The organism is Sphingobacterium shayense (assembly GCF_013179575.1).
In the GTDB taxonomy this organism is placed as follows: Bacteria; Bacteroidota; Bacteroidia; order Sphingobacteriales; family Sphingobacteriaceae; genus Sphingobacterium; species Sphingobacterium shayense.
In genome coordinates this window covers 15,300-27,504 of sequence record NZ_JABMCQ010000009.1, presented here as the reverse complement: position 1 = coordinate 27,504, position 12,205 = coordinate 15,300, and the positions used below count along the sequence as shown (strand labels likewise).

The window sequence follows — 12,205 nt, the reverse complement described above, 5'->3', positions numbered from 1 at the left end:
TATGAGGAAATTAATAGTTGGGATTATTGGGCTGTTTTGTTCTATTCAGCTTTATAGCCAACAATTTACTGTCAGCGGCCTTATAAGAAATGGAAAGACTGGGGAAACGCTTATTGGTGCGGTCGTCACAACGGATTATGGCCAGGCAACGAGTTCGAATAGTTACGGCTTTTATTCTTTAAGCCTACCCGAAGGTAAATATAAATTAACATTTAGTTATATCGGGTACGAAAGTATCGTCCAAGAAATAGAACTCTCGAAAGGCATACGTCTAGATCAAGATATTGATCCTCGCGATAACCTACTTGAAGAGGTAGAAGTTTCTGCTAAAAAGCAAAATGATAATGTGCGTAGCGCGCAGATGGGTATGATCGACTTTACGATGGAAGAGGTTAAAAATGTACCCGTTATTTTTGGCGAAAAAGATCTTTTAAAAACCATCCAATTGTTGCCCGGTGTACAGAGTGGTGGGGAGGGTAGTTCCAATTTTTATGTGCGCGGAGGCGGATCTGATCAAAATTTGATTCTTCTCGATGAAGCTACAGTGTATAATGCATCACACCTTTTAGGGTTCTTTTCAACTTTTAATTCTGATGCTATCAAAGATGTACAACTTTATAAAGGAGGAATACCATCACAATATGGGGGCCGTATATCTTCGGTGTTGGATATCTCTATGATCGACGGAAACCAGAGAGAATTTTCAGCAGAAGGAGGCATCGGATTGATAGCTTCACGCCTGAAATTAGAAGCTCCGATTGTGAAGGATCGGGGGTCATTTATGGTGAGTGGTAGGCGGACCTATGCTGATATGTTTCTAAAGTTGTCGGACGATGAGAATGTTAACAAAAGTAAGCTTTATTTTTACGATTTGAACGCCAAGGTAAATTATAAGATCAACGAAAAAAACAGGATTTATTTGTCTGGTTATTTCGGTAAGGACGATTTGGGCTATTCTGATCTTTTTAGTTTTGATTGGGGAAATGCAACGGCAACAGCAAGATGGAACAGTATTATTAATGAACGCTTGTTCAGCAATACTACTTTCGTATATAGTGATTTCACGTACAATGTAGCAGTGAGTAATGATGAATCTGACTTTCGTATATCCTCGAAAATTTTGAATTGGAATTTCAAGCAAGATTTTTCTTTTTTTCAAGCACCAAACAGCACTTGGCGATTCGGTGTTAATGGGTTAAAACAAACAATCAAACCAGCTAGCTTAGCCGCAGGGGATAATGCAAATGTGAATTCGATCGATGTTGATACGCGGCAGGGTATTGATCTCTCTGCTTATGTCTCGCACGAATGGAAGCCCACGGAACGGCTGTCATTTATTTATGGGTTGCGTTTGGATGATTTCATGGTTCTAGGCCCGGGGACTTTTTATGATTTCGATGACGAAGGGCAGGTGACAGACGAACACAGCTATGGGAATACTGTCATAAAACATTATCTGAATTTGGAGCCGCGTTTTTCCGCAAACTATTTACTAAATGAAAATAGTAGTGTGAAGGCTTCATATAATAGAATTTCGCAAAATCTCCATCAACTTACCAATACAACTTCGAGTCTCCCGACTGATCAATATGTTGTTAGTAGTTTAAATATTAAACCGCAAATATCAAATCAGGTTGCTTTGGGATACTTCAGAAATTTTTCAAATAACAAGTATGAATTCTCTCTAGAGGCGTATTATAAAGCAATGGATAATCAAATCGATTTTAAAAATGGTGCTGATTTACAGGCAAATCGACAGCTTGAGGGTGAATTGTTGTTTGGAATTGGGCGAGCATATGGACTTGAATGGTACTTAAGAAAAAATGGAGGAAAGCTTAATGGGTGGGTAAGTTATACACTGTCTAAAAGTGAACGTCTTATAGATGGAATAAATGAAGGGGAGTGGTTTAATGCGCGCCAAGACAGAACACATGACCTTTCTGTTGTAGGGATTTATGAACTATCTAAGAAATGGACGCTAGGAGCGACTTTTGTTTTTAATACGGGTAATGCAGTGACCTTTCCAAGCGGTAAATATGAGCTGGACGGTAAATCAATGTTTTACTATACCGAACGAAATGGATATAGAATGCCAAATTACCACCGACTTGATTTATCAGCAAGTTACGACCCGAAGATTAAAAATAAACGATTTTTAGGCAGTTGGACATTTGGTTTATATAACGTCTATAATCGGAAAAATGCATATATTATTGATTTTAGAGATAAAGAAGGAAGTTCTAACGCAACCGAAGCGTATAAAGTTGCGTTGTTTGGGATAATTCCATCAGTTACTTGGAACTTTAAATTTTAAAATGATGAGACGAGTATTGTATGTCTGTTCAATAATTCTATTCTCCCTGCTGTTTTTTGCATGTGAAGAGGTAATCGATGTGGATTTGAATGAATCTGAACCGCGGTTAGTTATTGAAGCCCAATTATCGGACCTATCTAGTTCGCAGCGAATTAGAGTTTCGAAAACTGTAGCATTTACGGCTGAAATCGGATCAGAACCTGTCGAAAATGCCGTTGTTTTGGTGCAAGATGAAAAAGGCCAAATTTTTCCTTTTAATTATAGCCGTGACGGGAATTATGTTAATAACGACTTTCTACCGGTTAGTGGACGATCCTATACTTTAAACGTGAATTTTCAGGGAGAAAAATATCAAGCAAACTGTTTTATGCCTCACTATGTCGAAGTTGACTCGATTGGGGTTATTGAGGAGCGTTTATTTGGTGAACCATATTATTTTGCTACGTTCAAATTTTCAGATATCCAGGGACAGCGAGATTATTTTAAATACGACCTTTCCGTGAATCAAAGCGAGTTTCGATTTACATCTGTATTTAGCGATAAATTTAACGATGGTTTGTTTGTTACTCATCAGGTAGCAGATTCCGATCGCGATTTCGTACCCGGTGACACGATCACGGTACGTCGTTATTGTGTCGATCCTGCGGTGTTTAAATATTGGAACGAGTTTCAGTCGACAAATCCGGGTACCGCTGCACCCGGAAATCCTACGTCTAATATTTCGAATGATGCCCTCGGATGTTTTTCGGTTGCCTCATGTCGAGAATATGGATTAAGGGTGTCCGATTTCCAAGAAACGGTAGAACGAAATACTAACGGGAGCCAGTTGATGCTTACAACTTCGCGAAAGTAAAACCATTTGATTGTAGATACGCAATGGTCTTAGGTAGTGCATAGGTTACTTTTTCTATAGCCTTGATGTTATCGTGAAATACAATTATCGACCCATTTCGACTGTACCGCTTGACGTTCTGGAAGCATTTTTCGGGAGAAATGGTGAGGTCGAAATCTCCCGAAAGTACATCCCAGTAGATAATTTCATATTTTTTGTATAATTGTGCGAGTTGAGATTTTTTTGCTCGCGCGTAGGGTGGACGAAATAAATTGGACTTTGTCAGTAGTTGGCATTTTTCGATATTATGAAGATAGTCTTCATCGCTGTTTTCCCAACCTTTTAAATGATTATAAGTATGATTTCCGACTTGGTGGCCTTCCGCGAGTATTCGTTCGAAGATTGATTTGTTTTTTTCGATATTTTCACCCACACAAAAGAAAGTAGCCTTTATCTGGTGTTCGGCTAAAGTGTCTAAAATTAAAGGCGTGATTTCAGGGATAGGACCATCGTCGAACGTTAAATACACTTTTTTTTCTTTTCGAGTTCTGTTAAAAGTGATTTTTGGATAGAACCAACGTAAAAAAAAAGGAGCGTTTACGAAATACATGTTGATAATATCAAATTTTTGTCCCAAATTTAGGAATCATTTACCCTTAAATCACCAAATGATACGAAAATTATTTTCCTTGTTCTGTAAAACACTTGTAGTAAGTATTGTAGGCATGTCTTCTGCATCTGCTCAAATTAGCATAGAGGATGCTGTGAAAATTACTTTAGAACGCAATTTGCAAATCCGACAAGCCCAATTTGGTTACCAATTGACAGAGCAAGATTTATATCAATCGAAGTCCGAATTATATCCAAACCTTTCATTTGGGGCGAATAATTCTTATAACTATGGTTTAACTTTTGACCAGACCTCAGGACAGCTGATCAGGGGGAATGATTGGACAAGTTCTGCGGGTGCGCAGTTATCGTCAAGTGTTACGGTTTTTCAAGGTTTCCAAAAGGTTAATCAGATACGAGCGAATAAAATCCAATTATCGGTCGATGCGACGGAGGTGGAAAAAGTCAAAAATGACTTGACGCTTTCAGTGGTAACAAACTATCTCGAAGCGATAACAAACGGTGAATTGTTTGCTGCCGCCAAGCAACAAGTGACCCTTTCTAAAGAACAACTTAGACAGGATAGTATTCAATTTGCGGTGGGTAATAAGACCATTGCGGATATTGCACAAGCTGAGAACCAAGTGGCGACAGATGAACTGAATATTATGACCTCAGAAAATGCATATCAGCTTTCTATGTTAAATTTGAAACAGTTGATGGAAATGTCTCCGGATACTACCATTATACTTGTTAAACCTGATGTTGCGGAGGTAATGTCCGCTTATGCTGTCCTCTCATTTGAAGAAGTATTTTCACAGGCACTTGGCACACAGCCCATAATTGAACAGGCAACTTACAATAAAGAACTTGCGCTGAAGAATATTGACATTGCAAAGGGTGGGTATTATCCGTCATTGAGCCTTTCCGCAGGATATGGTACAAATTATTCATCTCAAACAATGGATCCGGTGACCTTGGAAAAGATGAAATTTGCAGATCAGTTTGACGAAAATAAATCGTTCCGTGGTACAGTTAGTTTGGAAGTACCAATATTTAATAACAATAGGACTAAGGTCGCTGTAAATAAAGCAAAAATTAATTATCAGCAAGCTGAAAACCAGGAGGCGATAGCTAGACGTGATCTAGAAAAGACAATATCACAAGCGATTCTTGATTTAAAATCGGCGAACAAACAATACCAAGCATCACAGGTTGCATTTCAAACTTCAAAAGTAGCGTTCGATGCAATTAAAGAACGTTATGATGTGGGTATGGCAAATTCTATAGAGATGTTTACCGCACAGACCAATATGAACACGGCAGAATTTGATATGATTCGTAGACGATACGAAATGGTATTTCGTGGCAAGGTGATCGATTATTACATAGGCAATCCAATTACATTTTAATAACATAATTTAATGGCAAAGAAAAAAAGCAACCTCCCTAAGATTCTGGTTATAGCTGCAGTCCTAATTCTCATTTTGGTAGTGGTGGGAGCTAAGCTTGGTTGGTTTGGGGATGGCGGTGTTCAACAAGTCTCCGTAGATGCTGTGCAGGAAAAAACTATTTCCGAACTTGTTTCGGCAAGTGGGAAAGTGCAGCCTGAATTTGAAGTAAAACTTAGTTCAGAGGTGTCTGGGGAGATAATTGAGTTGAATGTCCGAGAGGGGGATGTAGTAAAAAAGGGGCAATTATTATGTCGTATAAAACCTGATTTGCTTCAGTCGAGTTACGATCAGGTTGCCGCTATGGTCAGTCAGCAACAAGCTAACCTTGGTGCAACCCAGCAAGTCTTGAAGCAGCAAGAAGCTAATTTGGTTAATATTCAAGCAACGTATAATCGGAGCTTAGAACTGTTTAATAAAAGGGTCATTTCGGCATCCGAGATGGATAAAGCTCGTGCAGATTACGAAAGTGCATTAGCTACGTTGGAATCGCAGCGTCAACAGGTTATCGCTGCACGTTTTGGTGTTAATCAATCGAAAGCTCAACTCCAGGAGGCAGGAAACAGTTTGGCGCGGACAACGATATTTGCTCCTTCGGATGGCGTTATTTCTTTGCTTTCAATTGAGTTAGGTGAACGAGTTGTCGGTACTGCGCAGATGGCCGGTACTGAGATTATGCGTATCGCGAATATGACTACCATGGAAGTAAACGTGGAAGTTAATGAAAATGATATCAACAGAGTACGAGTTGGTAATGCAGCAACAATTGAAATAGATGCGTTCCAAGGACGTAAGTTTAAAGGTACGGTGACGGAAATTTCGAGTTCTTCTACCTCTACGGGTTCAGAAACGACAATTGCTACGACCGCCGAGCAGGTTACTAATTTCAATGTTAAAGTACGTATTGAACCTGAATCTTACGCTGATCTTCTTAAAGATGATTCGGAGAATACATCGCCATTTCGACCAGGTTTATCAGCTACCGTACAAATACATACAAAAAGCGAGAAGGGACTTATCGTTCCTATCCAATCGGTGACTGTACGTGCTCCAGAAGGAAAGACGGATTCTTTAAGTAGCGACGAGATGAAGGAATATGTCTTTGTTGTACAGGGCGAGGTGGTTAAGATGACCGAAGTAACAACGGGTATACAAGATGATAGTGACATAATTATAAAATCGGGTTTGAAAAAAGGTGATGAGGTTGTTTCACGTCCTTTTAATGCAATATCTAAATTGTTGCAAAACGATACCAAAATTAAAAAGGTTGACGCAGGAGAATTAAAATAGTGCACAATATGTTAGAAGAAAGTCTGAAAGAAATAATTAGAGACGTTCCGGATTTTCCTGAGCCGGGAATTATTTTTAAAGACATCACCCCAATTTTAAAGGATCATATTTTATGCACAGCGGTGATCGAAGGATTTGTAGAGCGTTTACAAGGGATGGAGCTGGACGCGGTTGCCGGGGTGGAAAGCAGGGGTTTCTTGTTTGGGTTGCTCCTTGCGAACAGGCTTGGCGTCCCATTTATTCCAATCCGTAAACAAGGAAAACTCCCCTTTCGGACAGTTTCTGAATCCTATAAGTTAGAGTATGGTCAGGCTACGATAGAAATTCATGAAGACGCATTCCCTCTAGGAACTAAAGTGCTTGTTCACGATGATTTGTTAGCAACAGGCGGAACCGTTGTTGCTGCTTCTAAGTTAATTGAAAAGCTTGGTGGGTCAATTGCCGGCTATGCATTTGTTATTAGTTTAGATTTTTTAAACGGTCGAGGACGGCTAACGCGTTTCAGCGACAGTATTATTTCGTTAGTTAGCTATTAATTGTAGCTGGACCTCTCATTATTTTTTTTGAGTACTCGGTGATATTTCCTTCCCGAATATGCCTTTTATTAGATAAAATTTATTTCCCAATAGTAGAATGTGCTGTTCTTTCTCGATACTATACCCGTCGGTATTGTCGTAAGATAGGGTTTCACTCGTCTTATAAAGCGTATTTTCGATTTTACGTTTAATTAAAAACGAAAAAGGAGTGCCGTCTTTTTGATATTGTATATCGACTTGTTGTATATCAATTTTTGGATCAACAGATCTGTAGGTAACTTTATTACCAGTGCTGTCTTTTTTAAAAAGTCCTTTGTGGGCAGGTTTATTTAAATCTATACTAGCGAAACTCGATAATTCGATTTTCCAATCATCAATCGACGTTTTCTTTGATTCGGAAACGCTGTCTTTGACTACCGTTTTTAATATCGTAGGATTTAGTTTTGTCAGTCGTTTTATCTCTTTCTCAAAAAATTCAGGAAGATCGGCATAGTGTTGATTTGCGACGGTCGACTTTTGGTTTTGAGGCTTGCATGAATGAAAGAAAGCAGCACCGACTATGGTCAATGCTGCAATACAAATGCTAAAATTATTTTTTTTAAACCAATACATTTCCAGTCATTTCAGCAGGAATTTCTGCTCCCAGTAGTGTCAATATTGTTGGGGCGACATCACCGAGTTTTCCATCTTTAATGTGTTTGTAGTCTTTGTCAATTAAAATACAGGGTACGAGATTGGTTGTATGTGCTGTATTTACACTTCCATCTTCATTTATCATGAATTCAGAGTTTCCGTGGTCAGCCAAAATGATAAAGGAATATCCGTTTTCTAGACCCGTTTCCACTACTTGTTTAGTACATCCGTCTACCGTCTCGACGGCCTTAATTACAGCCTCGAAGACACCGGTATGCCCTACCATATCTGGATTAGCGAAATTTAGGCAGATAAAATCTGGTTTGTTTGTTCGCATATCTTCACAGATTGTATCGGCGATCGTATAAGCACTCATTTCGGGCTGTAAATCGTAGGTTGCAACCTTAGGCGAGGGGATTAATAGTCGACGTTCGCCTTCAAACTGTTCCTCCTGTCCTCCCGAGAAAAAGAAAGTCACGTGTGGATACTTTTCTGTTTCTGCGATACGCACCTGTGTTTTCTTTTGTTTAGTCAACGCTTCACCAAGCGTATTCGTTAAATTTTCTTTGGTAAACACAACGTTTACATTTTTGAACGTCTCATCGTACGAGGTCATCGTCACATAATGTAGCGCTAGAGGCTTCATGTTTTGTTCAGGGAATGCTTGTTGAGTTAAGGCAACCGTTATCTCACGACCGCGATCGGTTCTAAAGTTATAACAAAATACGACGTCTCCTTCTTGAATTTGCGCTAGAGGTGTTCCTTGCGTATTCGTTACGACGATCGGTTTTATAAATTCGTCGGTTACTCCTTCGTCGTAAGACGCTTTAACAGCCTCAGAAACATTGGTGGTTGGTGCACCGATACCGTGGGTAAGTAAATCATAGGCTTGTTTAACACGTTCCCAGCGATTATCACGGTCCATAGCGTAATAACGGCCAATTACCGATGCTACTTTGCCGGTTGAGTGCGCTAAGTGATCTTCTAAGTCTTTTAGGTACCCAAGACCTCCATTAGGATCCGTGTCACGTCCATCAAGAAATGCGTGGATAAACACTTGATTTTCATTTAAACCAGCTGTTCCGGCAGCATCGCATAATGCCTTAAGATGTTTGATGTGCGCGTGTACCCCTCCGTCGGAAAGTAATCCAATGAAATGTACTTTTTTATTTTCCTTTTTAGCATAAGCAAATGCTTGCTGAATGATTGGATTCGTGTTGAACTCTCCGTCCGTCGCAGCCTTGTTTATTCTTCCTAGTTCTTGATAAACAGTACGTCCTGCTCCCAAATTCATGTGTCCTACTTCCGAGTTGCCCATTTGACCTTCGGGAAGTCCGACGGCTTCTCCAGAGGCTTCCAACTTGGAGTTTGGGTAAGTTGCTAATAAATGATCTAAAAATGGAATTTCAGCTGCACGCACAGCATTCGAACTATCGTCTTTGCCGTATCCTAAACCGTCCAGGATTAATAAGGCAACTCTTTTGTTTTCTGTATTGCTCACATACAAATATATCGATTTTAGCGAAAATTTAAGTCATAAAGCCGGCTCTATTTTTTTGTTTATCTATATCCTTATTAGTTGGCATAATTTTAGCACAATGTGTCAATAGTTTAGAGATGACTTTGGAGAGGTATGATGAAATGATAAAAAGGGAAAAAAAAATAATGTTAAACATATACGGAATTGTGCTTGCAGTCGTACTTCCTTTTTTTTATGCGTTTTCAGCAAATACGTTTGATGAAGTGGTAAGTTTAGCTTATTCTTCTATAAAGTCCGGCAATGCAAAGCAACTTAGTGATACATTTTCGAATTCGATCAGTTTATCCGTAAAGGGGGATGAAGGTGTGTATACCAAATTTCAGGTCGAACTATTATTGGATGAGTTTTTTAGAAATAATAAAATAGATAAAATCAAAGAAGTTCAGCGATCTAACAATTCCTCCAACTCGTTTGCCGTATTCTCAATTACGTCGAGCGATACAACTTACCGTATTTTTATGAAGTTTCTTGTAAAAGATAAGACATTCAAGATTTCGGAATTTAGAATCGAATAACGATACTTTCTTAATTAAAAATGCCGTTAGATTTTATAATAAAATTTATTTTCTTCATCTTCGCTTAATTATTTAATTCTTAGAAATGGCAGTTGAGTTGAGTAAACTGAAGAAATTTGTAGAATTGGCTCTTGAAGAAGATGTTCAAGAGGGCGATCATACAACGTTATCTACAATAGCGGAGGAGGCCCAGGGAGAAGCAAAGCTAATTGTTAAAGACGCCGGGATTTTGGCTGGGGTCGATGTAGCGGTCCATATTTTTAATTTATTAGATTCAAACTTGCTTGTCGAGGTTTTATTGGAAGATGGAACGTCGGTAAGGGCTGGGGATATTGCGTTCTTTGCGCGGGGAAATGTTCATCAGATTCTTAAGGCGGAGCGTTTAGTGCTAAATGTCATGCAACGAATGTCGGGAATTGCAACCCTTACTAATCAGTATGTAAAGCAACTCGAAGGGACCAACGCTAAAGTTTTAGATACGAGAAAGACCACTCCATTAATACGTTTCCTAGAAAAGGAAGCTGTTTTGATTGGTGGGGGAACAAATCACCGATTTGGACTCTACGACATGATCTTAATTAAAGACAACCATGTCGATTATGCAGGAGGTATTTCGAATGCCTTGCAAAAAGCGCAAGAATATCGAACTGCAAAAAAAATCGATATTGACATCGAAATAGAGGTACGCAATTTTGAAGAACTTGAAGAAGTATTGGCTTATCAATACGTCGATCGAGTTATGTTTGATAATTTTACGCCGGAGGATGTGCACAAAGCTGTGGAAATAGTGTCAGGCAGGCTAGTTACTGAGGCCTCAGGCGGCATCACTTTAGAGACTATTCGTGATTATGCCCTCACAGGCGTTGATTTTATTTCCGTCGGAGCGCTGACCCATTCCGTTAGAAGTTTGGACTTAAGTTTAAAGGCTAAAATTATATAGTTATATTTAAGTGGCTTAAATTAATATATGATTTCAATTTATTTAGTAGGGATAGTCATATTAGCGTATCTTTTTGGTTCTATTCCGTCTGCCGTATGGTTTGGCGGCGCTTTTTATGGGGTCGATGTACGCGAATATGGTAGTGGAAATGCGGGGGCGACGAACACTTTTAGGGTGTTAGGTAAAAAAGCAGGCATCATCGTCATGTTTGTGGACATATTAAAAGGCTGGACGGCAACGAACTTACCCTATCTATTGGGTTCAACTTTAGTTGGTGTCCCTCATTCTGTTCAATTTGTGAATTTTCAACTTGCGCTTGGAGTAATTGCTGTTCTCGGGCATTTATTTCCGGTTTTTGCAGGTTTTAGAGGAGGAAAAGGAGTAGCAACACTTTTTGGGATGGTGGTTGCAATCCATCCTGAGGCAGCGTTATGTTGTGTAACAGTTTTTCTATTGACCCTCATCATCACCCATTTCGTGTCTTTAAGTTCAATATTAGCGGGATTTACGTTTCCATTTAGTATTGCTTTTATTTTTCATACATCGGTTCCAGCTGTTCTCCTTTACGGTGTAGCGATATGCGCATTAATTTTGGTAACACATCAAAAAAATATCGAACGATTACTAAAAGGACATGAATCTAAAATTTATTTGTTTAAGAAAAAATAGACCACGAATTTAGGCATAGGTTTTGCGTAGTAATTAAAAAAGACTTATTATGAAAAAGATATTTAGATATACGTGTATGGCTACTTTGGCTATTGCACTAGCGTCCTGTTCGACTGTTCCGTTATCTGGTCGTAAACAGTTATCGTTGGTTAGCGACGATCAAATTCAAGAGCAAGCGGCGGCAGCTTATAAAGAGTTTTTAACCTCTTCCGATACGAAAGTGGTGACAGGAACATCGAATGCTACCTTGGTTAAAAATGTTGGAAGTAAAATTGCAAAGGCAGTAAACACATACTTGGCATCAGAGGGATTAGCTGAACAATATAATTTCAATTGGGAGTTTAACTTGGTTCAAAGTTCGGATGTAAATGCGTGGTGTATGCCTGGAGGGAAAGTGGCAGTGTATACAGGTATATTGCCGTTCACGGCTAATGAGGCGGGCTTAGCGACCGTTATGGGGCATGAGATTGCACACGCTATTGCACGCCACTCCATGGAGCAGATGTCAAACCAATACGCAATGCAAGTTGGCGCGCAAGTACTCGGCGTAGCAACTTCTGGGAAGAGTTCTGTAATGCAAACTTTAGTTAATAATGCATACGGCATTGGCGGACAGTTGGCTTTATTAAAATATTCACGAAGTAATGAATCTGAAGCCGATCAATTAGGTTTAATTTTTATGGCAATGGCAGGATACAACCCGGAAACAGCTGTGTCATTTTGGGAACGGATGGCGTCAGCAAAAGCAGCAAGTTCAACTCCTGAGTTTTTAAGTACTCACCCAAGCGATGCTAGACGGATTAGTAATATTCAAAAACTGATTCCTAAGGCAAAGGAGTATTACAAAAAATAACAGTATTTTAAAGGGACCATCAA

12 protein-coding genes are annotated in these 12,205 nt (G+C 39.3%); 9 read left to right on the top strand and 3 right to left on the bottom strand.

Annotated elements, in window-relative coordinates; translation table 11 throughout:
* Position 1: 1 nt before the first annotated feature.
* Both HP439_RS02490 and HP439_RS02485 read left to right on the top strand, forming a co-directional pair.
* Positions 2-2,314: a TonB-dependent receptor gene (locus HP439_RS02490; protein WP_172388769.1), complete on the top strand. Its 2,313-nt coding sequence runs from the start codon at positions 2-4 to the stop codon at positions 2,312-2,314.
* Position 2,315: 1 nt separating this feature from the next.
* On the top strand, positions 2,316-3,167 hold the full coding sequence (locus HP439_RS02485) for a DUF4249 domain-containing protein (RefSeq protein WP_172388768.1): 852 nt from the start codon (positions 2,316-2,318) through the stop codon (positions 3,165-3,167).
* On the opposite strand, the gene HP439_RS02480 is transcribed toward HP439_RS02485, so the two are convergent.
* The gene (locus HP439_RS02480; protein WP_172388767.1) at positions 3,148-3,756 is read right to left on the bottom strand and encodes a polysaccharide deacetylase family protein; all 609 of its coding nucleotides are present in this window, start codon (positions 3,754-3,756) and stop codon (positions 3,148-3,150) included. The genes HP439_RS02485 and HP439_RS02480 overlap by 20 nt on opposite strands.
* Positions 3,757-3,814: 58 nt before the next feature.
* On the opposite strand from HP439_RS02480, the gene HP439_RS02475 reads away from it, so the two are divergent.
* The 3 genes from HP439_RS02475 to HP439_RS02465 are packed head-to-tail and all read left to right on the top strand — an operon-like array spanning position 3,815 to position 7,032.
* A complete protein-coding gene (locus HP439_RS02475) occupies positions 3,815-5,167 on the top strand; it encodes a TolC family protein (RefSeq protein WP_172388766.1) in 1,353 nt (450 codons plus the stop codon).
* Positions 5,168-5,179: 12 nt separating this feature from the next.
* Positions 5,180-6,496, top strand: coding sequence for an efflux RND transporter periplasmic adaptor subunit (locus tag HP439_RS02470; protein WP_172388765.1), 1,317 nt, complete (start codon positions 5,180-5,182; stop codon positions 6,494-6,496).
* An 8-nt stretch (positions 6,497-6,504) separates the two neighbouring features.
* The gene (locus tag HP439_RS02465; RefSeq protein ID WP_172388764.1) at positions 6,505-7,032 is read left to right on the top strand and encodes an adenine phosphoribosyltransferase; all 528 of its coding nucleotides are present in this window, start codon (positions 6,505-6,507) and stop codon (positions 7,030-7,032) included.
* A gap of 18 nt (positions 7,033-7,050) precedes the next feature.
* On the opposite strand, the gene HP439_RS02460 is transcribed toward HP439_RS02465, so the two are convergent.
* Together HP439_RS02460 and gpmI are read right to left on the bottom strand one after the other, a co-directional pair.
* Positions 7,051-7,644 carry a hypothetical protein gene (locus tag HP439_RS02460; protein WP_172388763.1) on the bottom strand — a complete coding sequence of 198 codons (594 nt, stop codon included), beginning with the start codon at positions 7,642-7,644 and terminating at the stop codon, positions 7,051-7,053.
* A complete protein-coding gene (gene gpmI, locus HP439_RS02455) occupies positions 7,631-9,166 on the bottom strand; it encodes a 2,3-bisphosphoglycerate-independent phosphoglycerate mutase (RefSeq protein ID WP_172388762.1) in 1,536 nt (511 codons plus the stop codon). Before gpmI ends, HP439_RS02460 begins: the two co-directional genes overlap by 14 nt.
* 164 nt (positions 9,167-9,330) lie before the next feature.
* On the opposite strand from gpmI, the gene HP439_RS02450 reads away from it, so the two are divergent.
* From HP439_RS02450 to HP439_RS02435, 4 genes are all read left to right on the top strand, one after another.
* Entirely contained in the window at positions 9,331-9,720 is a 390-nt protein-coding gene (locus tag HP439_RS02450) for a DUF4783 domain-containing protein (protein ID WP_172388761.1), read from the top strand.
* 85 nt (positions 9,721-9,805) lie between these two features.
* Positions 9,806-10,660, top strand: a complete 855-nt coding sequence (nadC, locus tag HP439_RS02445) for a carboxylating nicotinate-nucleotide diphosphorylase (RefSeq protein WP_172388760.1) — start codon at positions 9,806-9,808, stop codon at positions 10,658-10,660.
* A gap of 27 nt (positions 10,661-10,687) precedes the next feature.
* A complete protein-coding gene (plsY, locus tag HP439_RS02440) occupies positions 10,688-11,329 on the top strand; it encodes a glycerol-3-phosphate 1-O-acyltransferase PlsY (RefSeq protein WP_172388759.1) in 642 nt (213 codons plus the stop codon).
* A gap of 49 nt (positions 11,330-11,378) precedes the next feature.
* On the top strand, positions 11,379-12,182 hold the full coding sequence (locus HP439_RS02435; protein ID WP_172388758.1) for a M48 family metallopeptidase: 804 nt from the start codon (positions 11,379-11,381) through the stop codon (positions 12,180-12,182).
* Positions 12,183-12,205 lie beyond the last annotated feature (23 nt).

What these genes read in the sequence shown, in the direction of transcription:
- HP439_RS02490 (WP_172388769.1), top strand. Translation starts at nt 2, where the DNA reads ATGAGGAAATTAATAGTTGGGATTATTGGGCTGTTTTGTTCTATTCAG.
- HP439_RS02485 (WP_172388768.1), top strand. Translation starts at nt 2,316, where the DNA reads ATGATGAGACGAGTATTGTATGTCTGTTCAATAATTCTATTCTCCCTG.
- HP439_RS02480 (WP_172388767.1), bottom strand. Translation starts at nt 3,756, where the DNA reads ATGTATTTCGTAAACGCTCCTTTTTTTTTACGTTGGTTCTATCCAAAA.
- HP439_RS02475 (WP_172388766.1), top strand. Translation starts at nt 3,815, where the DNA reads ATGATACGAAAATTATTTTCCTTGTTCTGTAAAACACTTGTAGTAAGT.
- HP439_RS02470 (WP_172388765.1), top strand. Translation starts at nt 5,180, where the DNA reads ATGGCAAAGAAAAAAAGCAACCTCCCTAAGATTCTGGTTATAGCTGCA.
- HP439_RS02465 (WP_172388764.1), top strand. Translation starts at nt 6,505, where the DNA reads ATGTTAGAAGAAAGTCTGAAAGAAATAATTAGAGACGTTCCGGATTTT.
- HP439_RS02460 (WP_172388763.1), bottom strand. Translation starts at nt 7,644, where the DNA reads ATGTATTGGTTTAAAAAAAATAATTTTAGCATTTGTATTGCAGCATTG.
- HP439_RS02450 (WP_172388761.1), top strand. Translation starts at nt 9,331, where the DNA reads ATGTTAAACATATACGGAATTGTGCTTGCAGTCGTACTTCCTTTTTTT.
- nadC (WP_172388760.1), top strand. Translation starts at nt 9,806, where the DNA reads ATGGCAGTTGAGTTGAGTAAACTGAAGAAATTTGTAGAATTGGCTCTT.
- plsY (WP_172388759.1), top strand. Translation starts at nt 10,688, where the DNA reads ATGATTTCAATTTATTTAGTAGGGATAGTCATATTAGCGTATCTTTTT.
- HP439_RS02435 (WP_172388758.1), top strand. Translation starts at nt 11,379, where the DNA reads ATGAAAAAGATATTTAGATATACGTGTATGGCTACTTTGGCTATTGCA.